Annotated in this window: 23 protein-coding genes; 9 read left to right on the top strand and 14 right to left on the bottom strand. The window is 57.5% G+C overall.

The genetic code is table 11. The features are described from left to right. Positions 1-71 precede the first annotated feature (71 nt). On the top strand, positions 72-428 hold the full coding sequence (locus MDHKLMBL_RS09910) for a helix-turn-helix transcriptional regulator (RefSeq protein ID WP_104270732.1): 357 nt from the start codon (positions 72-74) through the stop codon (positions 426-428). Positions 429-434: 6 nt separating this feature from the next. On the opposite strand, the gene fabB is transcribed toward MDHKLMBL_RS09910, so the two are convergent. Then, positions 435-1,646 (bottom strand): beta-ketoacyl-ACP synthase I, encoded by a 1,212-nt coding sequence (gene fabB, locus MDHKLMBL_RS09905; protein ID WP_008169352.1) that lies wholly within the window; start codon positions 1,644-1,646, stop codon positions 435-437. A gap of 11 nt (positions 1,647-1,657) precedes the next feature. After that, the gene (gene fabA, locus MDHKLMBL_RS09900) at positions 1,658-2,167 is read right to left on the bottom strand and encodes a bifunctional 3-hydroxydecanoyl-ACP dehydratase/trans-2-decenoyl-ACP isomerase (RefSeq protein WP_008169354.1); all 510 of its coding nucleotides are present in this window, start codon (positions 2,165-2,167) and stop codon (positions 1,658-1,660) included. A gap of 223 nt (positions 2,168-2,390) precedes the next feature. On the opposite strand from fabA, the gene MDHKLMBL_RS09895 reads away from it, so the two are divergent. After that, a complete protein-coding gene (locus tag MDHKLMBL_RS09895) occupies positions 2,391-2,906 on the top strand; it encodes an SRPBCC family protein (RefSeq protein ID WP_082220542.1) in 516 nt (171 codons plus the stop codon). Between the two features lie 8 nt (positions 2,907-2,914). On the opposite strand, the gene MDHKLMBL_RS09890 is transcribed toward MDHKLMBL_RS09895, so the two are convergent. Further along, positions 2,915-4,099 carry an NnrS family protein gene (locus tag MDHKLMBL_RS09890; RefSeq protein WP_104270731.1) on the bottom strand — a complete coding sequence of 395 codons (1,185 nt, stop codon included), beginning with the start codon at positions 4,097-4,099 and terminating at the stop codon, positions 2,915-2,917. A 122-nt stretch (positions 4,100-4,221) separates the two neighbouring features. Here MDHKLMBL_RS09890 and MDHKLMBL_RS09885 point away from each other — a divergent pair, with 122 nt between their 5' ends. Then, positions 4,222-4,593, top strand: coding sequence for a SirB2 family protein (locus MDHKLMBL_RS09885; RefSeq protein WP_041645567.1), 372 nt, complete (start codon positions 4,222-4,224; stop codon positions 4,591-4,593). 1 nt (position 4,594) lies between these two features. On the opposite strand, the gene MDHKLMBL_RS09880 is transcribed toward MDHKLMBL_RS09885, so the two are convergent. Continuing rightward, complete coding sequence (locus tag MDHKLMBL_RS09880; RefSeq protein WP_014578224.1) at positions 4,595-5,416, bottom strand: ion transporter; 822 nt, start codon at positions 5,414-5,416, stop codon at positions 4,595-4,597. 219 nt (positions 5,417-5,635) lie between these two features. Here MDHKLMBL_RS09880 and MDHKLMBL_RS09875 point away from each other — a divergent pair, with 219 nt between their 5' ends. Beyond that, entirely contained in the window at positions 5,636-6,988 is a 1,353-nt protein-coding gene (locus tag MDHKLMBL_RS09875; protein WP_092032095.1) for a hypothetical protein, read from the top strand. Between the two features lie 24 nt (positions 6,989-7,012). Here the strand turns inward: MDHKLMBL_RS09875 and MDHKLMBL_RS09870 are convergent, their stop codons facing one another. After that, positions 7,013-7,471: an EVE domain-containing protein gene (locus tag MDHKLMBL_RS09870; RefSeq protein ID WP_104270730.1), complete on the bottom strand. Its 459-nt coding sequence runs from the start codon at positions 7,469-7,471 to the stop codon at positions 7,013-7,015. A 99-nt stretch (positions 7,472-7,570) separates the two neighbouring features. Beyond that, positions 7,571-8,932, bottom strand: coding sequence for an MFS transporter (locus MDHKLMBL_RS09865; protein ID WP_104270729.1), 1,362 nt, complete (start codon positions 8,930-8,932; stop codon positions 7,571-7,573). Between the two features lie 309 nt (positions 8,933-9,241). Here MDHKLMBL_RS09865 and MDHKLMBL_RS09860 point away from each other — a divergent pair, with 309 nt between their 5' ends. Together MDHKLMBL_RS09860 and MDHKLMBL_RS09855 are read left to right on the top strand one after the other, a co-directional pair. Beyond that, positions 9,242-9,703: a universal stress protein gene (locus tag MDHKLMBL_RS09860; RefSeq protein WP_062781112.1), complete on the top strand. Its 462-nt coding sequence runs from the start codon at positions 9,242-9,244 to the stop codon at positions 9,701-9,703. Positions 9,704-9,749: 46 nt separating this feature from the next. Further along, positions 9,750-11,252: an MFS transporter gene (locus MDHKLMBL_RS09855; protein WP_062781114.1), complete on the top strand. Its 1,503-nt coding sequence runs from the start codon at positions 9,750-9,752 to the stop codon at positions 11,250-11,252. Between the two features lie 161 nt (positions 11,253-11,413). Here MDHKLMBL_RS09855 and MDHKLMBL_RS09850 read toward each other — a convergent pair whose 3' ends face one another. The 3 genes from MDHKLMBL_RS09850 to trhA form a co-directional block, all read right to left on the bottom strand. Beyond that, positions 11,414-11,830, bottom strand: a complete 417-nt coding sequence (locus tag MDHKLMBL_RS09850) for a globin family protein (protein WP_062781116.1) — start codon at positions 11,828-11,830, stop codon at positions 11,414-11,416. Positions 11,831-12,002: 172 nt separating this feature from the next. Continuing rightward, entirely contained in the window at positions 12,003-13,634 is a 1,632-nt protein-coding gene (locus MDHKLMBL_RS09845; protein WP_104270728.1) for an MFS transporter, read from the bottom strand. A 314-nt stretch (positions 13,635-13,948) separates the two neighbouring features. Then, positions 13,949-14,644, bottom strand: a complete 696-nt coding sequence (gene trhA / locus MDHKLMBL_RS09840) for a PAQR family membrane homeostasis protein TrhA (protein WP_104270727.1) — start codon at positions 14,642-14,644, stop codon at positions 13,949-13,951. 166 nt (positions 14,645-14,810) lie between these two features. Between trhA and wrbA the strand changes: the two genes are divergently transcribed. Further along, the gene (gene wrbA / locus MDHKLMBL_RS09835; protein ID WP_014578220.1) at positions 14,811-15,410 is read left to right on the top strand and encodes an NAD(P)H:quinone oxidoreductase; all 600 of its coding nucleotides are present in this window, start codon (positions 14,811-14,813) and stop codon (positions 15,408-15,410) included. 98 nt (positions 15,411-15,508) lie between these two features. On the opposite strand, the gene MDHKLMBL_RS09830 is transcribed toward wrbA, so the two are convergent. Further along, positions 15,509-16,210, bottom strand: a complete 702-nt coding sequence (locus MDHKLMBL_RS09830; RefSeq protein ID WP_104270726.1) for a Crp/Fnr family transcriptional regulator — start codon at positions 16,208-16,210, stop codon at positions 15,509-15,511. 173 nt (positions 16,211-16,383) lie between these two features. Between MDHKLMBL_RS09830 and MDHKLMBL_RS09825 the strand changes: the two genes are divergently transcribed. Next, positions 16,384-17,301: an AEC family transporter gene (locus tag MDHKLMBL_RS09825; protein WP_104270725.1), complete on the top strand. Its 918-nt coding sequence runs from the start codon at positions 16,384-16,386 to the stop codon at positions 17,299-17,301. On the opposite strand, the gene MDHKLMBL_RS09820 is transcribed toward MDHKLMBL_RS09825, so the two are convergent. Together MDHKLMBL_RS09820 and cadR are read right to left on the bottom strand one after the other, a co-directional pair. Then, positions 17,298-17,951, bottom strand: coding sequence for a cation efflux transmembrane domain-containing protein (locus MDHKLMBL_RS09820; RefSeq protein ID WP_104270724.1), 654 nt, complete (start codon positions 17,949-17,951; stop codon positions 17,298-17,300). The genes MDHKLMBL_RS09825 and MDHKLMBL_RS09820 overlap by 4 nt on opposite strands. Before the next feature lie 86 nt (positions 17,952-18,037). Next, positions 18,038-18,496, bottom strand: coding sequence for a Cd(II)/Pb(II)-responsive transcriptional regulator (gene cadR / locus MDHKLMBL_RS09815; RefSeq protein ID WP_062781132.1), 459 nt, complete (start codon positions 18,494-18,496; stop codon positions 18,038-18,040). Between the two features lie 237 nt (positions 18,497-18,733). Between cadR and MDHKLMBL_RS09810 the strand changes: the two genes are divergently transcribed. Next, positions 18,734-19,243 carry a hypothetical protein gene (locus MDHKLMBL_RS09810; RefSeq protein ID WP_241956213.1) on the top strand — a complete coding sequence of 170 codons (510 nt, stop codon included), beginning with the start codon at positions 18,734-18,736 and terminating at the stop codon, positions 19,241-19,243. 14 nt (positions 19,244-19,257) lie between these two features. On the opposite strand, the gene MDHKLMBL_RS09805 is transcribed toward MDHKLMBL_RS09810, so the two are convergent. Next, the gene (locus MDHKLMBL_RS09805; RefSeq protein WP_104270722.1) at positions 19,258-20,775 is read right to left on the bottom strand and encodes an FAD-binding domain-containing protein; all 1,518 of its coding nucleotides are present in this window, start codon (positions 20,773-20,775) and stop codon (positions 19,258-19,260) included. Continuing rightward, positions 20,772-20,918 carry a DUF2256 domain-containing protein gene (locus MDHKLMBL_RS09800; RefSeq protein WP_075267585.1) on the bottom strand — a complete coding sequence of 49 codons (147 nt, stop codon included), beginning with the start codon at positions 20,916-20,918 and terminating at the stop codon, positions 20,772-20,774. The genes MDHKLMBL_RS09805 and MDHKLMBL_RS09800 overlap by 4 nt, the downstream gene beginning before the upstream one ends. Positions 20,919-20,966: the final 48 nt, after the last annotated feature.

Genomic DNA, 20,966 nt, shown 5'->3' with positions numbered 1-20,966 from the left:
TTTTCGGCTAACATGTGTACGCTCACGGTTCGGGCTTTTCGGGCCGAAGCGTTGCAAAGGAGGAATTCAGGATGGCATCAAAGCCTCTGACGCCAGAGGTGGCGCGGGCTTCGCTGAGTGTCAGGGTCAGTTCCCTGATCAGTGTTCAGCTTGCTCGTGGCAAAGTTGGTGTGGAAGTCGTGGCGTCGCAGCTGAATATGAGCCGCTACACGTTGCACAAGAAACTTAAGCGTGAAGGGCTGACATTCGCCCGTTTGCTGGAGGATGTTCGCCGCAGGCAGGCGCTGACCTACATGCAAGACAGGACCAAACCGCTGGTGGAGATTGCCGAGCAGCTCGGTTTTTCGGAGTTGAGCGCATTCAGCCGGGCTTTCAAGCGCTGGATGGGGACATCCCCGGCTGAATACCGCTCTGTCAGGCTATCCTGATCCGGATTAGACTTTTTTGAACACCAGTGAGGCATTGGTACCGCCAAAGCCAAAGCTGTTGCTCATCACCAGGTCCAGTTTCTGGTTATCCATGCGTTCCCGAACGATCGGGTAGCCTTCGGCCCCTTCATCAAGGTCCTGGATATTTGCCGATGGAGCAATAAAGCCTTCACGCAGCATGATCAGGCTGTAAATAGCCTCATGTACGCCCGCCGCGCCAAGAGCGTGGCCGCAAAGCGGTTTGGTGGAACTCAACGGCGGAATCTTGTCGCCAAACGTCTCTTTCAATGCTTTCAGCTCGGTGATGTCCCCGGCCGGGGTGCTGGTGCCGTGAGTATTCACGTAGCTGATTTCGCCATCCAGGTTCTTCATTGCCTGCTTCATGCAGCGCACTGCGCCCTCGCCACTCGGGGCAACCATATCTGCGCCATCGGAAGTTGCACCGAAGCCGACGAGCTCTGCCAGGATGTTTGCGCCCCGCGCTTCCGCGTGCTCCAGCGCTTCAAGGGCCAACACACCGCCACCACCAGAAATCACGAAGCCGTCCCGGTTCGCGTCATAGGTGCGTGACGCCAGTTCAGGCGTGTCGTTGTATTTCGTCGACAGGGCGCCCATGGCATCGAACAGCAGGCTCAGGGTCCAGTGGATATCTTCGCCTCCGCCGGCAAACATGACATCCTGGCGCCCGAGAGCGATCAAATCGGCGGCATGGCCGATCGAATGCGCGCTGGTAGCGCAGGCAGAGGTGATGCCGTAGTTGATGCCGCGAATGCCAAATCCGGTTGCCAGTGACGCATTGATCGCACTGCCCATGGTGCGCGGCACGCGATAGGGCCCGACACGGCGGATACCGCGGTCGCGATGGGTATCGATGGAATCCAGCAGCTCAACCGTCGAGGCGCCGCCCTGGCCAAAGATGATACCAGTGGTGTCGGCCTTGATGTGCTCATCGGTCAGCCCGGCCTGCTCGATAGCCTCAAGCATCGCCAGATAGGTGTAACCGGAAGCGGGGCACATGAAACGCCACAGTTTCCGGTCAATCAATTCGGGCAGGTTCAGGTTGATCTGGCCGCAGATGTGGCTGCGCAGACCATTGTCCCGGGCTTCTTCGCTAAAGCCGATGCCAGAACGGGACTCCCTGAGTGACTGTGCGACTTCCTTCTGGTTGGTACCAAGGCTGGAAACAATGCCCATACCGGTGATTACAACACGACGCATCCTGTTAACTCCTAAAAATCATCGGTCGAGGTGAACATGCCGACCCGCAGGTCTTTGGCTGTGTAGATTTCCCGGCCGTCTACCTCCATCCGGCCATCGGCAATTGCCATGGTCAGTTTGCGCCTGATCACGCGTTTGAGATCCAGACGGTAGGTGACTTTCTTGGCCGTCGGCAAGACCTGGCCGGTGAACTTCACTTCACCGGCGCCCAATGCGCGGCCCTTGCCTTCACCGCCACCCCAGGCGAGGAAGAAGCCTACCAGCTGCCACATGGCATCGAGGCCGAGGCAGCCCGGCATCACGGGATCATCAACGAAGTGCACCTTGAAGAACCACAGGTCCGGATTGATGTCGAGCTCCGCTACCAGGCTGCCCTTGCCGTACAGGCCGTCGTCGTCCGCAATGTGCGTGACGCGGTCAAACATCAGCATCTCGTTGATGGGCAGGCGCATGGAGCCGGGGAAGAGCTCGCCATGGCCGCATTTGATCAGGTCTTCTTTATCAAAATGATCCGGGTTCATAGTGCCAGTGTCTCTGTTACAAAATGATTTCCTCATACTTTAGCTCGAATTTCGGGAGCTGCTATTGACCTTTAGTGGATGATTGCCGGTTTGAAGTTCCCCGAACTTGTCTGTTAATCCCGTTTGATGGTCATCAAGGTGCTTGTGCGACCCCGCGAATACAATCATCCATCAGAAGTCCGTTCTGTGACATCCGGAGATTCGAGACTGGCAAGGAGGGCGTATGTCCGGGAATGAGGAAATTATCGCAAGCAAGGTTCGGCGCGAGGGTGACCGGGTTTTGGTACGTCTTGAAAGAGAAACCGGGCACTTGCCTGAGCGAGTCTGGAAAATGCTGACAGACTCGGTGTGTCTGGCGGAGTGGCTGGCGCCTGGAACGCTGGATGCCAGGCCCGGCGGTCGGGTTCAGCTGGATTTCGGTAACAGTGGTATGCCGATCGATTGTCGGGTCACGGATTGCCAGCCGAATCGTCGCCTGGCCTATTCCTGGAGTTCGGGTGATTCCCCTGAGCGTCCGTTGATATGGGACCTTGATCCCATCGACGAGGGAACCCGCCTGTCGCTGACATTATTACTGCCTGATGATGAGGTGGTGCCGATTGCCTGTGCGGGCTGGGATGCTCATCTTGAGATGCTTCTGGCGGCATTGGAAGGAATCAGTATTCACTTCCCTGCCAGCCGGTTCCGCCAGGCAAGGGCAAGGTTCGAGTTGCTGGTCAGGCAGGAGTTGGCTGCCTGACCAGCGGTTCAGCCTTCACGACCATCGGGTCTGGGGCTGGCCAGGATGGCGGTGTAGCGGTACAGGAAAATACCAAAGGCGACCAGCCAGAGCAGGGCGCTGCCACCAATGCCCGGGTGCCATGGAATGATCTCGAAGGCTGTGAGTACTCGTACCAGCGCGGCCAGATGAATTGCAACGAAGGCAAACACCATTCCCTTCGGCAACACCAGCGGTCTGCCGCTGTGGCCGAGGGCGACCCGGGAAATAACCCCCAGAATCAGGCACGCCACCGCCCCGGTGCCGGCGGCATGGCTCCAGGCGTTGGAGGGCCAGCCCGCGAACAGTGAGCCTGCCAGCAGGAACAGGGCCACCGGCACCCACAGGATGGACAGGTGCAGAATCCAGAGCAGGGGCTCCTGGCGTACGAGCCAGCCCTTCCATCCCGCCAGACGCACCAGCATAAGCCCACCGGACAGCAGCGCCAGCAAACCAGTAACGGTTTGCCAGCCAGTCACCAGGGATGCCATCAGCAGAATCAGGCTGAATACAGTTGCCATGTCCAGCGCGGGAATGGTCTTTACAGCGTTGCTGTCGAGTCCCCTCTGGCGCAACCAGCCGGTGGAAAACGCCGGAGTGATGCGGCCACCGACAATACTGATCAGTGCCATGGCCATGATCAGGGCACCATAGCTGAAGGCCATGTCGAGGCGGGTGACAAAGCCAATCTGCATCAGCCAAAGCAGGCCGAGTACCACCATGATCATCAGTTGTCGTTTTTGCCGGGCGTGCCAGATACGCCAGCCGGCATCCACCATCACCAGGGGCAGGAATGCCAGGTTTACTCCCTGAACCAGCCAAAAGGGCAGGTCAGCACCGGTTGCCAGCAGTACACGGCCGGCCAGCCAGACGCCCCAGAGCAGCACCAATCTGAATCCATGGGTTCGTTCCGTCTGGGTCCACACGCACACTGCGGTTAACAGGAACCCCGCGATCGCTGCCGACAGAAAGCCAAACAACATCTCGTGCTGGTGCCAGAATAACCCGGGCATGGCCAGTGGAAGACTGATAACACCATTGACCTGCATCACCCAGAGGGGAATGACGGCAAGGGCCAGAACGGTCATGGACAGAAAGAAAATCCGAAAGGGGTAGGAAAATAATTGGCTGACGCTGACCGACGCCCGTTCAGGGGAAGTAGGAATGGCCCGCATAGATGTCTCCCATATACATTTATTCTGTGTATATGTTAAACCCTGACAACCGCGTAAACCATACCTGCTTGTAGGTAGATTGCGTACAATGCGGCAAAACGCCTGTTAACAAAGGAACTTTCATGACCGCGTACATGATTCTGAAACACCTGCACGTGACCACCGCGTACCTCACCATCACCCTCTTTGCCCTGCGTCTGCTCCTGGACGCCGTCGGAAGACCAGGGTGGCGCCAGACACCGCTGAGGTTCATTCCCCACATCAACGACACCATTTTGCTGGTGGCGGCGATCTCTCTGGTTTTTGTGGCCGGGTACGCTTCGGCCATGCCGGGTTGGCTGATTGCCAAAATTGTCTTACTGGTCGGCTACATCATTGCTGGCGTGTTTGCCCTGAAAACCACCCTCGGAAAGCCCGTTCGAATTTCCGCGGCGGTACTGGCCCTGGTGCAGGTTACGGCCATTCTTCATCTGGCCCTGGCCAAGCCGTTCTGAGTCAGCGCTTTTCGCTGATCTGCTTCGTCAGCTCCGCCAGTTGTACCTGAACGGCCTGGAGCTGGCGGGCAATTTCGTCCCGCTCATCGTGGGCCTTCTGGGCCTGCTTGGCGTTCTGCTCCTCACTCATGACCTCCAGGATTGCCCCGATCATCATATTCAGGAAAACAAACGCCGTCAGGAATATGAAGGTGATGTAGAAAACCCAGCTCAGCGGATACTGCTCCATGGTGGCGTACATCACATCCGTCCAGTCCTCGAAGGTAGCCACCCGGAAGAGTGTCAGCATGGCAATGGCCACGTCGCCCCAGAGCTCCTCGTCCACGCTGGCGAAGAACATCGAACCCATGGCCGCGTAAATGTAGAAAATGATGAACATCAGCAGGGCGATGTAGCCCATGCGCGGAATCGCTTTTAGCAGCGAGTTGATCAGGAACCGGAGCTCCGGAACCACCGACACCAGGCGCAACACCCGGAAAACCCGCAACAGACGTCCCAGCAGAACCGCTTCGGAGTTATCCAGAGGAATCAGGCTGCCGATGACCACCAGGGTATCGAACAGGTTCCATCCGTCGAACAGAAAACGTTTCTTGTTGGCGCACACACCAAATCGGAACAGGATTTCCAGCAGGAAAAACAGGGTGATGGCGTTGTCCATCACGATGAGCGACTTCTCCACCAGGGGCGGCAGATCATAGGTTTTGGCGCCAATGGTCAGTGCCGACAGGATGATGATGGTGATGACTGCGCCCTGGAAAACCTTGCTGGACTCAATGCGGCGGAGTTTCTCGAAACCGGAGGCGGGGTTCAGTTGGGACGGCATGGCAGGCGACGGCTCCAGAAGATTCGGGGAAGGCCGAATTCTAAAGGGCCGGGACAGAATTGGATAGCCTCAACAAGGGTCGTTCGTTTTGCAAGGTGCCTGGCTGGGTGTAATTAGCAGGATTTATTCAGCCTGATCAGAAATATTCATTCGTGCGATCCGCAAACCCTTTCCATAATCAAGTCGCAAACAATAAAACCAAAAAGCGAGTGACAATCCATGGAAGATAGACCGGAGTTAGCCGGCTGGCGCTGGGGGCCGTTCACGTTCCGCGTGCCCTTTTACCACACGCGCCTGTGTTGGTCCGAGTTCCTGCAGGGGCTGTTTGTTTCAGCCGCTACAGGCCTGGCATTGATTCCCGTAATGACCGCCTTTTTCGGCCTCAGTTTTGAAGAAGCCGTCGCATTGTCGATGATCCATGCCTCCCTGATTGCCTCGGCGGTGATCGTTTTCGGCGAGCCCTACGCTGGCGGCTGGATAACCCCCGCGCTGCCCCTGATTCTGGCGTTTGTGATAGGGGGCTACGAGGACCCGGTGAGCCGGTTCCAGGCGATGACCGCGCTGAGCCTGGTGTTTGCCTCGCTTGTCCTGTTTCTCGGGATAACCGGCCTGGGTCGTCGCTTTGTGATCTGGCTACCCGACACGCTCAAGGCCGGCATCATTCTCGGGGCGTCGATTGCTGCGCTCAAGCGGGTGTTCGTGGACGATGCCGAGCGCTTTCTGCTTGAACAGCCCATCGCCACGGGTCTTGCCTGTGCCATCTGTTTGATATTCACGTTCTCCATTCCGATGCAGAAGCTCAAGGAGCGCAGCCGGTTCTTCTTTATGCTGGGAGCCCTGGGCCTGCTGCCGGGCTTTCTGGCCGCGGCCATCGTCGGGCCCTTGGTTGGCGAGGTGGATTTCGATATTCAATGGGGAATTCTGGTGCCACCACTGGGCGAGGCATTGGCGAAGGTTTCTCCACTGGCCATCGGCTGGCCGTCCCAGGAGATGATTCTCCAGAGTATTCCGCTGGCACTGATTGCCTACATCATTCTGTTTGGCGATCTGGTCACCGGGAATGAAGTGCTGCGGGATGGCTTGAAGGTGCGCAAGGACGAGCACGTGGATATCAACCTGAACCGCACCCATTTCTCCCTGTCGATCCGTAACGCCATCATGGGTATTGTGGCGCCCTTCTTCCCGACCCAGGGAGCGGTGTGGACCGGCGTACATGTAATTGTGGTGCAGCGCTGGAAGCAGGGGCCGAAGGCCATGAACAGCTTGCACAGCGGCCTGGCCTCCTACTACCTGATGGGCCTGCCGTTCATCTTCTTCCTGTTGCCGCTGCTGACCGGGCTCAAACCGCTGCTGGGTGTTGCGCTGTCGCTGACTCTCGTGCTGACCGGTTTTGCCTGTGCTTACATTGCCATGTCGATCCCGAGGGACAATGCCTCAAGGGGTACGGTGGTTCTGATCGGCGCTGCTCTGGCGTTCTTTGAGCCATGGATGGGGCTGTTGATAGGCGTGGTGGCAACCCTGGCTCTCGTGGGCTGGGATCGCAGCCCGGACCCGATTCCCCACGACGAGTGACGAGCCGATGGCAGATCCCTGGTGTCAGCCAGCCTGGCCCAGGATGATCTGCCATTCCTCCTCGCTCACGGGCATCACCGAGAGCCGGTTACCCTTGCGGACCAAAGGCAGGTCCTCGAGCCCGGCCATGGATTTCAGCTCATCCAGCGGGATCAGTTTCGGCAGGGAGCGAACGTACTTCATGTCCACGGCTTGCCAGCGAGGCTTCTCAGCGGTGCTCTTGGCATCAAAATAGGGCGATTCAGGATCAAACTGGGTCGGATCTGGATAGGCGCTGCGAACGACCTTTACGATACCGGCTATCCCGATGTGTTTGCAGCTGGAGTGGTAAAGAAAGACCTCGTCACCCTCTGCCATGCGCGCCAGAAAATTCCGGGCCTGGTAGTTGCGCACGCCATCCCAGGGGATCACACCGTTCGGGGCCTTGGCAAAATCCTCGATGCCGCATTCTGCAGGTTCTGATTTAACCAGCCACTTCGTCATGATGTCTCACCCCTGTTTCCGGATCTGCCTCATCGCACCTGGCAATTATACGAAAAAGCCCCGCTGTGCGGGGCAACAAGGCGTAATTGGTGAAACGCTTCATGAGCGTCCCGCGGTTGGCGGTGGCGCCAGCGGTTCTCTCGGCTTTTTGCGGTTCAGCGGGTAAAACAACTGTGGCGAAGCCAATTCCGGCAAGTCCGTTCTTTCCTCGTTGGCGGCCCATTCCACCCGCTCGGCAGACCGGATTGCGTAGTGCATCCACATAAGAGCAGCGGCGACGATCACGAACATCAGCATGAAACAGCTCTGCCAGATCCCGGTGAGATCGTTCAGTACGCCGAATGTCAGCGGCAGGATGAATCCGCCGAGGCCGCCAATCATGCCGACTACACCGCCCACTGCGCCGACGTGCATGGGGTAGTAAACCGGAATGTGTTTGTATACGGCGGCCTTGCCCAGGGACATGAAAAAGCCGAGGACAAAGATCAGGGCTACAAACATGGGCAGGTTCATGGCTAGGGTAAAGCGGATATCGCCATCAATGCCCTGTACCACATAATCGGTGGGCGGGTAGCTCAACAGAAACGTGCACAGAACCGACGCTCCGAAGGTCCAGTACATTACCCGGCGGGCGCCGAAACGGTCCGACATCCAGCCACCGAGAATCCGGAACAGGGACGCGGGGATGGTGTAGAGCGCCGCAATGATGCCGGCGGTTTTGATGTCCAGGCCGTAAACGCCGATCAGGAAGTGCGGCAGCCAGAGTGCCAGGGCCACGAACGCGCCAAAAACGAAAAAATAGTACAGGGCAAACCGCCAGACCCTCAGTTCCCGCAGCGGCTCCATCTGCTCCATGAAGGACTTTGCCTTTTCGCCCGCGCGCTCGGCGGCCATCGGGTCTTCCTTGGCCAGCACGATGAAAACAACACCCATGATCGCCAGCACCGTGGCGTAGATCTGGGCAGTGCTTTCCCAGCCGAATGCGACCAGCAGGAATGGCGCTCCGAAATTGGTCACCGCCGCCCCAACGTTCCCTGCACCAAAAATCCCCAGCGCCGTTCCCTGCCGTGCCGGCTCAAACCAGGCCGCTGTGTAGGCAACGCCCACGATGAATGCGCCACCGGCCAGGCCAACGCCGAGAGCCCCTACCAGAAGCATGATGTAGGTGGTTGCGAAAGTCAGCAGGTAAACGCAGGCAGCGGTGGTGAGCATCAGTATGCCAAAGACCCAGCGACCACCGTACCGGTCTGTCCAGATGCCCAGGAAGAGTCGGCTGATGGAGCCGGTGAGAATGGGGGTCGCCATCAGAAGGCCCAACTGGGTATCCGATAAACCCAGATCCTCGCTTATCCGGATGCCGATGATGGAAAAGATGGTCCACACGGCGAAGCACAGGGTGAAGGCGAACGTGGACAGACCCAGGGCGCGATACTGCTCGGGTTTTGACGGGCTGATGGCCATGCGTACCTCCTTCCGGATGTTGATCGAGGATGTTTGAAAGCACCTCTGAAACCCTATCAAAACCCGGGATTTCGGGTGCGGGGCATTGGAGGTACCTCCTGCTGGGTGCAGTGGTGGTAGGCAATTCCGGGATTTTGAAGGGAGAGGGATAGATCCTTGATTTCTCTCGTGGGGTACGCGCTGTCAGCGTTGATTTACGTCAATTATGGGCGGCATCGGAGTGTGGGCTAATGCTGAAAGATATCAATGGATGTCCTTTGATCTGCCCTTGAGTAGGGCACCGGAAAATGCCTTCGGGAGAACCCAGAAATGAAAATCATGATTGCCTACGACGGCTCGCGAAATGCCAGGTTGGCACTGGCACAGACCATCACAATGTTCCGCGACCTCAAGCCTGTGATCACTCTGGTCGCAGTTGCTGAAAACCCACGGGACATCACCTCCGGAAACGAGGATATGTTCCAGCAGGAAGTTTCCGATCTCAAGAAGCATCTTGCCGAGGCCATGGAGGTTTGCAGCCAGGAACAGATCTCTGCTGAAAACATGCTTCTGGAGGGTGACCCCAGAAAGATGCTGTTGTTCGCGGCGGAGAAGAAGATCCATCCCGACATGCTGGTCATCGCACGTCACAGCCATGAGCCCGATGGCGGCTTTATTGCCCGCTCACTGACCTATTTCGTGGACGAACTGGATTACATGACCTTCGGCAGTGTGAGTTCCTTCCTCGCCCGCCGCATCCAGTGCCCGCTTCTCATTCTGCCCAGCCGCTAAGTCTGGCCATAACCGTTTCTGAAATTGAAAGCCCAGGGAGGCTGACATGAAAGTCGCAGACGTTTTCCACGTCAAGAATCCGGAAGTCAGGGCACTGCACCTGACCTGGATTGCATTCTTCATTACCTTTTACGTGTGGTTCAACATGGCGCCGCTGGCATCGAGTATGCTCAAAAGCGTCGACTGGCTGACCGCCGATGACCTACGCCTGTTTGCCATCTGCAACGTGGCACTAACCATTCCGGCCCGGATAATCGTGGGCATGGCCCTGGACCGTTTTGGTCCCCGGCGTGTGTTTTCCGTTCTGATGGTCCTGATGTCCATCCCGGCCCTGGTGTTTGCGTTTGGTAACACCATGACCCAGCTCCTGGTCAGCCGTCTGGTGCTCAGCTCCATTGGTGCCAGCTTTGTGGTGGGTATCCACATGACCGCCATGTGGTTCAAGCCGAAAGACATCGGCTTTGCCGAGGGCTTTTATGCCGGTTGGGGCAACTTTGGCTCCGCCGCGGCGGCCATAACACTGCCAACCATCGCGCTGCACATGTATGGCGGTGAAGACGGCTGGCGCTGGGCCATCGCACAGAGCGCGATCGTGATGGCGGCCTATGGTGTCTACTACTGGTTTGCGATTACCGACGGCCCGGCAGGCACCGTCCACCGCAAGCCCCGCAAGGCCGTGGCGCTGGAAGTCAGCAGCTGGGTCGACATGATCAAGCTGATCCTCTGGACCATCCCGCTGGTGGGCGTTCTGGCCATTCTGGTATGGCGCATCGAGAACATGGGCTATCTGAGTGCCACCGGCGCCTTCATCTGCTACGCCGTGATTGTCGCTATCGTGTGTTACCAGATTATCCAGATTCTCAGGGTAAACGTTCCCTTGCTGAAACAGGGCGTGCCGGAAGACGACAAATACCCGTTTAACAGCGTGGCCGCGTTGAACAGCACGTACTTCGCCAACTTCGGCGCCGAGCTTGCCGTGGTATCCATGCTGCCGATGTTCTTCGAGGAAACCTGGAGCCTGAGTGCGACCGCCGCCGGCCTTATTGCTGCTTCTTTCGCCTTCGTGAACCTGGTGGCGCGCCCGATGGGTGGCCTGGTTTCAGACCGTATGGGTAACCGCCGATTCGTGATGCTCAGCTACATGTTCGGCATCTCCGTCGGCTTCGCGCTCATGGGTCTGATGAACTCCAACTGGCCGCTGATTATCGCCGTGGGCATTACCGTATTCACCTCCTTCTTCGTACAGGGTGCCGAGGGCGCAACCTTTGGTATTATTCCCTCTATCAAGCGGCGCCTGACAGGCCAGATTTCAGGCATGGCCGGGGCTTATGGCAATGTGGGCGCGGTTGTGTACCTCACCATCTTCACCTTCGTAACCCCGACTCAATTCTTCTACATCATTGCCGGCGGCGCGTTCATCAGCTGGCTACTGTGCATCATGTGGCTGAAAGAGCCGGAATCCGGGTTTGCCGACGAGTATCAGGTGTCTTCTGTGGATCTCCAGATCGAAGAGGAAGAGCGGCGTCGACAGGCTGCGGCTACCAGTTAACCCTGCACTGTTGAAGAAAAGGCCGCCGAGGCACTGCCCGGCGGCCTTTTTCGTTGGAAGGCGAGTCTTTCGGGGATCACTGTTGGTCTTCACGCGGCTCGGGCGCAGGTCTTGTTGCAAATCGGATCTGACGGGAAACTGGATCTGGTGCTCACCTCAAGTCAGAAATGATCGTATCCGAATTTCATGTATGTGATTCCAGGACTCAGTACCAACCGCCAGGCCAATTCGATATCGTCGCTGCACTCCCGATCATAGGCCCATACGGTGTCCGTCAGGCATTCGAGCCAGAGGTCGTAGAGGTAGGGCTTGATACTCAGGTGGCGGGCGCTGTGCAGGCAGGCAATTCGATGGAGGACATTGTCAACGTTGCCGCTGGCGTAAAAGGCCACGAGGCTGAAAAAGGATTTCTTCAGCATGCTTCGCTGAACCGCCATATCTGTGTTGCGAAACAGTACCCGGACCTCAGGTGAAGACATTAGGAACCGGCGATAGAAGGCTTCAAAGAAGTCAGGTAGCTCAGGTGGACTCTTGAGGACGCGCTCGTAGCTTGCGTCGAACAGCTCTTCGAAGGACATGGCAGGCTCCCTGGTTCTGTCGGGATTAAATCCAATATTCTGAATCTAGCATTTGCCGGCGTTTGCGTCATTTCGTCCGGTCGAGACAGTCGAGGCGGGAGCCTTCAGTAGAGAGCAGGCATAAAAAAACCGGCGTCCTTAACGGACGCCGGCTGTTTTTAGGAGCGTGGTATCAGGGATTCTTGATGTACGCGCCCTTGCGCAGGTAGAACCACCAGTTAACCACCAGGCAGAGGGCGTAGAACACCGCAAATCCGTACATGGCCACTTCCGGGGTGCCGGCCTGGATTTCCTGGCCCATCACCCGGGGAGCGATGAACGCGCCGTAGGCGGCAACCGCGGAGGTCCAGCCCAGAACCGGGCCTTTCTGCTGCTGGTTGAAGATGAAGCCGATGCTGCGGAAGGTGGAACCGTTGCCGATGCCGCTGGCCGCAAACATGATGATGAACAGGATCAGGAACGGCGCAAAGTAGGCGTTCGGATCGGTGGAGTTGTAGGCCAGCATCATTACATAGCCGGTCGCCACAGAGGCTGCGACCATCACAACCGAGATGATCTGGGTAACGATGGATCCGCCCACCTTGTCGGAAATCCAGCCGCCCACCGGGCGAATGAGCGCGCCAACAAACGGCCCCATCCAGGCCCAGGTCAGTGCGCTCGGCGCATCAGGGTTGACCACACGGGTTACCGTGCCATCGGCTGCCACTTCCATCATGTTGCCGAAGATAACGGTAATGGACAGCGGCAGGGCAGCGGAGAAGCCGATGAATGATCCAAAGGTAAGGATGTAGAGCACGGTCATGGACCAGGTGTGCTTGTTGCTGAAGATGGCAAACTGATTCTGGATGTTCGGTTTGATATCGCCGGGGATCAGTCGCAGAAGAATCAGCGTGAGCACGATGGTCAGGGGCAGGGCCAACCACATGTTCAGTACGCTGAGAGCCCAGACGCCGGCGATAGAAGCGAGAATACCCACGCCATACAGTCCGAGAATCTTGCCAAATGCTGAAAGCGGGTTGCCCGGGTTCGGGGTAACCACTTTCAGGTTGTTCATGCCGAACCAGCCGGCAAACGCCAGCGGAATGAGGAATACCAGCCAGATAAAGCCGGCGTTCTGGATCCAGGTATCGGTACCCGCTTCAATGCGGCCAATCAGGGTGCCGCTCGGGCTCTGTAGCTGCATCGGGTCGCCGGCGAGAGCGCCGAAGATGCCCACTGTCATTACCAGTGGGATGACCACCTGCATGGTGGTGACACCGAAGTTACCGAGACCGGCATTCATGCCCAGGCCATAGCCCTGTTTGCTTTTCGGGTAGAAGGTGCTGATGTTGCTCATGGAGCAGGCAAAGTTACCGCCACCGATACCGGAGAGCAGTGCCAGGGCCTGGAACACGATAAACGGTGTGTCTGGGTTCATCAGGGCGATGCCGGTACCGGCAGCAGGAATCATCAGCAGGGCGGTGGTCAGGAACACTGTGTTTCGCCCGCCGGCAATCTTGATCATGAACGAGGCCGGGATCCGCAAGGTGGCCCCGGACAGGCCGGCAATCGCAGAAAGGGTAAACAGCTGATCAATGGTGAATGGAAAACCCAGGTTCTTCATCTGGGTGGTGATCATTCCCCACATCAGCCAGACGGCAAAGCCCATCAGCAGGCTGGGTATGGAAATCCACAGGTTGCGGGAAGCGATACGCTTGCCTTCCCGTTCCCAGAATTCTTCGCTTTCGACATCCCAGTGTTCGATGTCTGCGTTGGTCCTGTTCCTCGCGCCGATGTGGCCGGCGCTCGCTGTACTGTTAGCCATGATTCGTGCTCCTCGGTTTGCATAGCCATTTGCCTCCGGTCAGAGGCTTCAGGGCTTTGTGCCATTGTGCAAAGCAGGAGGGGGGCAAATTCTTGATATTGCTCAAGGACAAAATGAGGTGTCAGCGGGTCCGTTTTCCGGCGAACATTTTGGTCCGTTTGTGCGCCGTAAAATTCAATTTAATCAAAAAGATGCGATAGTGATATCTCGAAGTGGGTAGGTGTTCAGGAGGTTAGCGCAGTGGAGGTAGCCACTCATTTCCGGCGGTTTAGATCCGTTCCGAGCTTGATTTGAGTCCGCTTGCCGGGACTGCTTCAAGCGATGTGAGGCAGCACGCCATAGTAAATGGCACTGAAGTGGCAGGCGCTGCCGCCGATCACGAACAGGTGCCAGATCGCATGCATGTAAGGTACGCGGTCAGCCAGGTAGAAGGCGACTCCGGCGGTGTAGACAACGCCGCCGGCAATCGTCAGGTTCAGGGCGGTCTCACTCAGGTTGGCCACCAGATCGGAAGAGGCGAAAGTGATCAACCAGCCCATGGCCACATAGATGCCAACCCTTGCGAGCTTGAAGCGGTTCTTGAAAATAACCTTCAGCACCACCCCGGTAATCGCCAGTGACCAGATCACCGCAAACAGCGTCCAGCCCACTGAGCCGCGCATGTTTACCAGGAGGAACGGCGTGTAGGTACCGGCGATCAACAGAAAAATGGCGCAATGATCCAGGGTCTTGAAGGCGCTTTTCAGTTCCGGCCGCCTGGCACTGTGATACAGGGCGGAGGCCAGGTATAGCAGGATCAGCGAAGCGCCAAAAATACTGAAGCTGACTATCTTCCAGATATCCCCGAACTGGCTGGCCCCAATGATCAAGGCCGCAGTGCCGATAATGCTCAGGATGGCTCCGAGCCCGTGGGTGGCACTGTTCAGCCATTCCTCAATGCGGTGATGGGTATTGGGTGCCGGGGATGGAGTTGCTGTAGCTGTCACTGAATGGTCTTCCTGATATGTCATGCCAATAAAATACTTGAGCGTACACGTGTACGCAATGGCCCAGAGTGACCATCCTGTGAGGCTGTTCAGAAAAACTGAATAACCTGTCGGAAAACTTCCGATTTCTCTCGAGTCTGCCTCTGGTTAGCATCCGTATATCGATTTAAAGACACGGGAGGTTTTTCTCATGGCAAAAGTACTTGTGCTCTATTACTCCATGTATGGCCATATCGAGACGATGGCAAACACCATTGCCGACGGCGCCAAAGGCGTTGACGGTGTCGATGTAACCATCAAGCGGGTGCCCGAGACGATGGGCGACGAAGCGTTTGCCAGTGCTGGCGGAAAGTCGGATCAGGAAGCGCCAGTGGCTGATCCGAAAGAGTTGGCAGAATACGATGCGGTGATTTTCGGCACGCCCACTCGTTTCGGCAACATGGCGGGCCAGATGCGTACCTTTCTGGACCAGACGGGTGGCTTGTGGGCTGAAGGCAAGCTCCACGGCAAAGTAGCCAGCGTGTTCACGTCTACCGGCACCGGGGGCGGACAGGAGCATACTATCAGCTCTTTCTGGACCACCCTGGCGCACCACGGCATGGTGATTGTGCCCCTCGGGTATGGCATTCCAGAGTTCTTCGATATCTCTGAAGTGAACGGTGGAACGCCCTATGGCGCTTCAACCATCGCCGGTGGCGATGGCTCCAGGCAACCGAGTGAAAAGGAACTCGCCATTGCCCGCTTCCAGGGTAAGCACGTTGCCGAACTGGCAGTAAAGCTGCACGGATAAGACTGAGGTTTTAGCAAAGCGTTGAGCGTTTTTCAGGGCGGCAGGCGAGAGCTTGCTGCCCTTTTTTATGCAGCGCTCCTCGAGCCTCGCCTTCACAGTCAGGTTCTTGCGGCTCCGGTTTTCAGACGGGAAAAAGTCGCCGGCACAACACCGAGCCATGACGCCAGCTGATTGTCCGGCACCCGTTTGACCAGTTCCGGATATTCCTCGAGCAATAACCGATATCGATCACGGGCCGGCATTGTATGCTTTCGGAATTCCCTCATGCTGGTGAGCTCTGCGATTTCTTCTGTCAGTGCCAGGGCGAACTGGGGCCAGAGCCCCTCTCCATGAGACTGGATCGCCGACCGGAAAGCCGAGAAGTCGGCCACCCAGGTAGTCATCGGCGTGACCGTAGTCAGGCAAAGGGTATTGCGTACCGTGCGGGTTCGGCCAAAAACCGGCCAGACCATATCGCCTTCGGAAAAGAAATGGTGCACCGACACCTTGCCACTTGGCGCTTCCCGGAAAAGCCGGAGTATGCCGTACTGAATCAGGTAAACGTTTGCCCAGGGTTTATCGTGCTTTTCCAGTGCAGTTTCGGGGTCCACCCGTCTGAGGTGGAACAGGCGTGCAAGGTCTGCCAGAAACCGGGCGTCCGGATCATTTTCATGGCCCGCCAGACGAATACCGAATACCCGGCTCAGGCCATGCAGGAGGGCTGCCGACTCTGGTGCGGCATCCTGCTCAACAATATCCGGGTTGTTTTCTCCCAGCATGCATGGAGCCGAGGAGACGTCTGGCCTGAAAATACTGTTCATGGCATTGACCCTGTTATGAGTGTCACCTCAATTATGGTATCAGAGAAGAATCTTTTGAAATGACTTAAATCATTAAGGCTTTTTCACTGAGTCGATATCGCGATTCGCTGAAAGTTCAGTGATAGACTCCGCCTCCTGTCGCTGGAAGTTTACCCTTGCCTCACGGAGTTCCGATGGCTGCAGCCCTTGCCCTTTTCTTCAAACTTATACCGCTCTATGTGACCGTCGCACTGGGCTGGATCGCCGGTCGCTATCTTGAGGCCAGTGGTCGCCATATTGCCGGCATCATGCTCTACATAGTGACACCATCCGTGGTGTTTTCCGGTGTTATGGCAGCGCCGCTTTCTCCCGAAGTCATCCTGCTGCCCTTTCTGGTATTCGGGATTTCTTCTGTTCTGGGAATTGTGCAATTAAAGCTGGCCAAGAGGATGCTCTCCGACGGCAGTGCCAACATCATTCCCCTGTGTGTGGGTTCCGGTAACACCGGGTACTTCGGGGTGCCGGTTGCGTTGTTGCTGTTCGGTGAAGAGGGGCTCGGGCTCTACATCGTGTGCATGCTGGGCACCACGCTGTTCGAGAACTCCGTGGGCTTCTATCTGGCGGCGAGAGGGCGCTACAGCATCAAGGATGCGCTCTGGCGGGTGCTGAAACTTCCGTCTGTCTATGCCTTCCTGGCGGCGGTTGCGCTGAATCTGGCGGGTGTTGGGATTCCCGATATCTTCGTGCCACTGTTCGATAACCTGCGTGGGGCCTACAGCATTCTGGGCATGATGATCATCGGCATGAGCATCACCAGCTTTCGTGGGCTGGCGGGCAATGTCCGCTTCACCGCGCTGGCGTTTTTCGGGAAGTTCGTGATCTGGCCACTGGTGGCGATTGTGTTCTGGTGGGTTGATTCAGCAGTGCTGGGCATATACGAGCCAGCGGTTCACAAGGCCATGTTCCTCATCTCGATCACCCCGATTGCTGCTAACACCGTGGTTATCGCCACGCTGCTGGATACCTCGCCGAGGCAGGCAGCGGGTACGGTGTTGCTTACCACGCTGTTTGCCCTGGCGTTTATCCCGGTAATGATCTCCCTGGCGTTTTAGCGGCTGCTCGATGCTGTAGCTGCCGGTTGCGCTTCACTGGCCCTGGCTTGGGCAATGTCGCTGCGGGCATGGCGCATTACGCTGATGCCGGCTGTAATCGCCAGCGTGCCCATGATGGCCGCCACAATCAGATCGGGCCAGGCGGTTCCGGTACCGAACACGCCGAGCGCAGCCACCATAACGGCGATGTTGCTGATGGCATCGTTTCGGCTGCACAGCCAGACCGAGCGCATGTCCGAATCCCCTTCACGAAATTTGAACAGCATTGCGGCCACGCTTACATTGGCGGAAAGTGCCAGCAGGCCAACCGCACCCATGGTCAGCGGCTCTGGTGTTATGCCCGCCTGCACCACCCAGACTGCCCGTGCCCAGACCACCAGGCCGAATGCCGTCATGGTAATACCCTTGACCATGGCTGCCCGGCCGCGCCACAACATTCCCATGGAAAGCACGGTCAGGGAGAGGATGTAGTTGGCGCTGTCGCCGAAGAAATCGATAGCGTCCGCCATCAGTGAGACAGAACCGGATGACAGGCTGGCGACGCCCTCGACAACGAACATGGCCAGGTTCACCCACAACGCAATCCATAATGCCTTGCGAAAGCCCGGGGCAGGGGATTTGGGTTCGGGGGCAGAACAACTGCACGCCATAAAGACCTCCTGTATTCGAATGCCTCTATTTAAAACCCTGTAGTTGCTACAGGGTCAACAGTTGTTGCCGAAATTTTTAACACCGGTCACTTTTGGCCGGGGCCATGGGTACCGGGTACGTGGTTGTGGCGATCCTCTGGCTCCAATGCACCGAGTTCGGAATTCAGGCCGCCAAGAATGCCGCACTCCCGGACCGTTCTGCCATCAGTACAGGCTTCCTGAAGCCGCACCAGGGTCTCTTCCAGGCTCGCCAGTTCTTTCAATCGCTCGCGCACGTGAGTCAGGTGGCGGGCAAGCAGGGCGTCAACATCGCTGCAGTCTGCTTCCGGTTGTTCGGCCAACCCGATCAGCTCGCGGATCTCGTCCTGAGCCATGTCCAGGTTGCGACAGCGTTTAATGAATAGAAGGCGGTCCAGGTGAGCGTTACGGTAAGAGCGGTAGCCGCTGCTGTCTCGATTCGGTTCCGGCAGCAGGCCGATCTTTTCATAGTAGCGGATGGTTTCAACGGGAATGTTTGTGACTTTCGCCAATTCACCGATTTTCATCGCATGATACCCCAGACACGACCTGGAAAATGGACGGTTGCCTTAAGTCCTGTCATCAAGGCAAAGCCTGAATGCAGGGTATCACAATGAGAGTTATGATCTCCCCGGGCATTTGGATGACACAGATCAACCTGAGAGGACTTAAACGGGGTTCAAGGGGCCTTTTTCAGCCTCAATTCAGTTTCATGGTCTTTACTGATAAGGATGCACAAAGTTGCAGCCTATAAGGAGGATCTCATGAACAGATTAACCCGTTTCGTAGCGTGTTCCGTGCTCGTTGCTTTGCCTGCCTTCGCTTTTGCCCAGGGAAACCCGGGGCAAATGCCTCGCAGCGGCATGATGACTGAGGAACAAGTGCAGCAGATGAATGAAAACATGGCACGCATGCAGGCCATGATGCAGGAAATGCGGAACGCCAATTCCAACGCTGAACGCCAGAGACTGCGCGAGCAGCACATGGAGTACATGCAGGAGCACATGCAGATGATGCGTGGCGGCATGATGGGGCCCGGGATGATGGGCCAGGGCATGATGGGCAATAGTCAGGGAATGATGGGCAGCGGCCAGGGCATGATGAATAATCAGGGCCAGGGTAAAAAGCAGTCTGGTAATGCCCAGAGCAATCGCTCTGGCGGGCCCGGGATGGACAACGAGCAGCGTCTTCAGATGATGGAGAACCGGATGAACCAGATGCAGATGATGATGGAGCAAATGCTGGAGCATCAACGGCAAATGAACCGCAAATGATGTGATTGTGCCCTCTAGTCGAAGAGTGACAATTGATCGGGCTGCTGCTTCGCTGGCACGCCGGGGCGTTTCTGGACAGGTCCCTTGCGACTGCCGTGGCGTAACAGCACCCGGTCTGTTTCTGTCTTGCTGACATGCTGCTTGCGAAAGTCGCCAACCGCCTTGCGGGCAACCCGAGCGGCCTGCTCATGGTCACACACCGGTGAGATGTAGGTGTTGCCGCCATAACGCTCTTTCTGGGCCGGTGTCATCAGCCAGGGTGTGTGGATCATTTCACTGGGCACGCCGGCCAGCTCGGGAATCCACCGCCGGATGAACTCGCCCTCCGGGTCCAGTTTCTGGCTCTGCAGCACCGGGTTGTAGATTCGCAGGGCGTTGATGCCTGTGAGTCCGGACTGCATCTGGGTCTGGGAGTAGTGTATGCCCGGCTCGAAATCGGTAAACAAGCGGGCCAGGTGAAGGGCCGGATCGCGCCAGTGCAGCCACAGCTGGTAGCTGGCGATTGCCATCAGCATGGCTCGCATCCGGAAGTTGATCCAGCCGGAGTGGGCCAGTGCACGCATGCTGGCGTCCACCAGGGGCCATCCGGTCTGGCCTTCCTGCCAGCGTTGCAGTCGCTCGGAATCATTGGGCCCGGCTTTCAACGCCTCCATTTCCCGGTGCATGGCCCGGAACTCCAGCTCCGGCTCGTCTTCCAGTTTCTGGATGAAATGGCAATGCCAGTGCAATCGGGAGCGGAAGCTGGTCAGGCTTTTCTTTTTTCGGGGCAGGGTGTTGCGGTGGTTGCCGGTGGCCTTGGACTCCTGGTAAATCTCCCGCAGGCTGACGGTGCCGTAGGCAATATGCGGGCTCAGGCGCGAGCAGGCCCTGACCGCGGTGTTCGGGCTGGAAATGTTGTACTGGTAACCGACGCAGCGGCGATCCAGGAAGGAGTCGAGGAGCTTTTCCCCTCTCGCGCTGCCGCCTTTCTGGCGGTCCGGGCATGAGTCTGGCACTTCGAAACCCTGGCCATTGTCGGCAGCCCAATCGATCTTCAGGGTATCCGATGTCGGGATTGCAGTCGGAGCCTCCAGCACTGGCTGGCGCATCAGCTCGGTCCACGCCCTGTCCCAGACATCCCGGTCGCTCAGGCGGCGAACCACACCGAACTGGTTCCACTCACGGAATTCCACCTGGTTTTCCGAACACCAGCCAATTACCGCCCTGTCACGCTCGAAGGTCCAGTTTCCGCCGGTTTCCTGATGACAAAAGATGCGGTTGACGCCCTGGTGGGCCAGGAGCTGCTTTAGCGCATCAATAACCGACCCTCGAATCACCAGCAACTGGCTGCCGGCCTTGCGCAACTGTCGGTCCAGGTCGTCCAGAGAATCCCGGATAAACGCCCACTGCCGGCCGCTGGTATCCGGCAGTTGCCAGTACTCATCCTCGATAACATACAGCGGAATGACGGGCTCTCCCAGGCTCGCTGCCGCCACCAGGGGGGCATGATCCCGTGTACGCAAATCGCGCTTGAACCACACAACGGTCGTCATGTGGATGCGTTCCTCTCGCGCCGGCAACGTTCGCTGCAGTAGCGGACATTTTCCCAGTCCTTTGCCCACTTTTTCCGCCACGCGAAGGGGCGCTGGCAGACCGGGCAGGTCTTTTCAGGGAGATTGAGCTTTTTATGGGGCACTAGTGGGCTCCGTTCAGGTTTCTGGCCATAGTACGTCCGGCTCCTTCC

It is taken from the genome of Marinobacter flavimaris (assembly GCF_002933295.1).
Taxonomy (GTDB): domain Bacteria; phylum Pseudomonadota; class Gammaproteobacteria; order Pseudomonadales; family Oleiphilaceae; genus Marinobacter; species Marinobacter flavimaris.
Note: the sequence above shows the minus strand (reverse complement) of the source record. Positions and strands in the feature narration are given on the sequence as shown.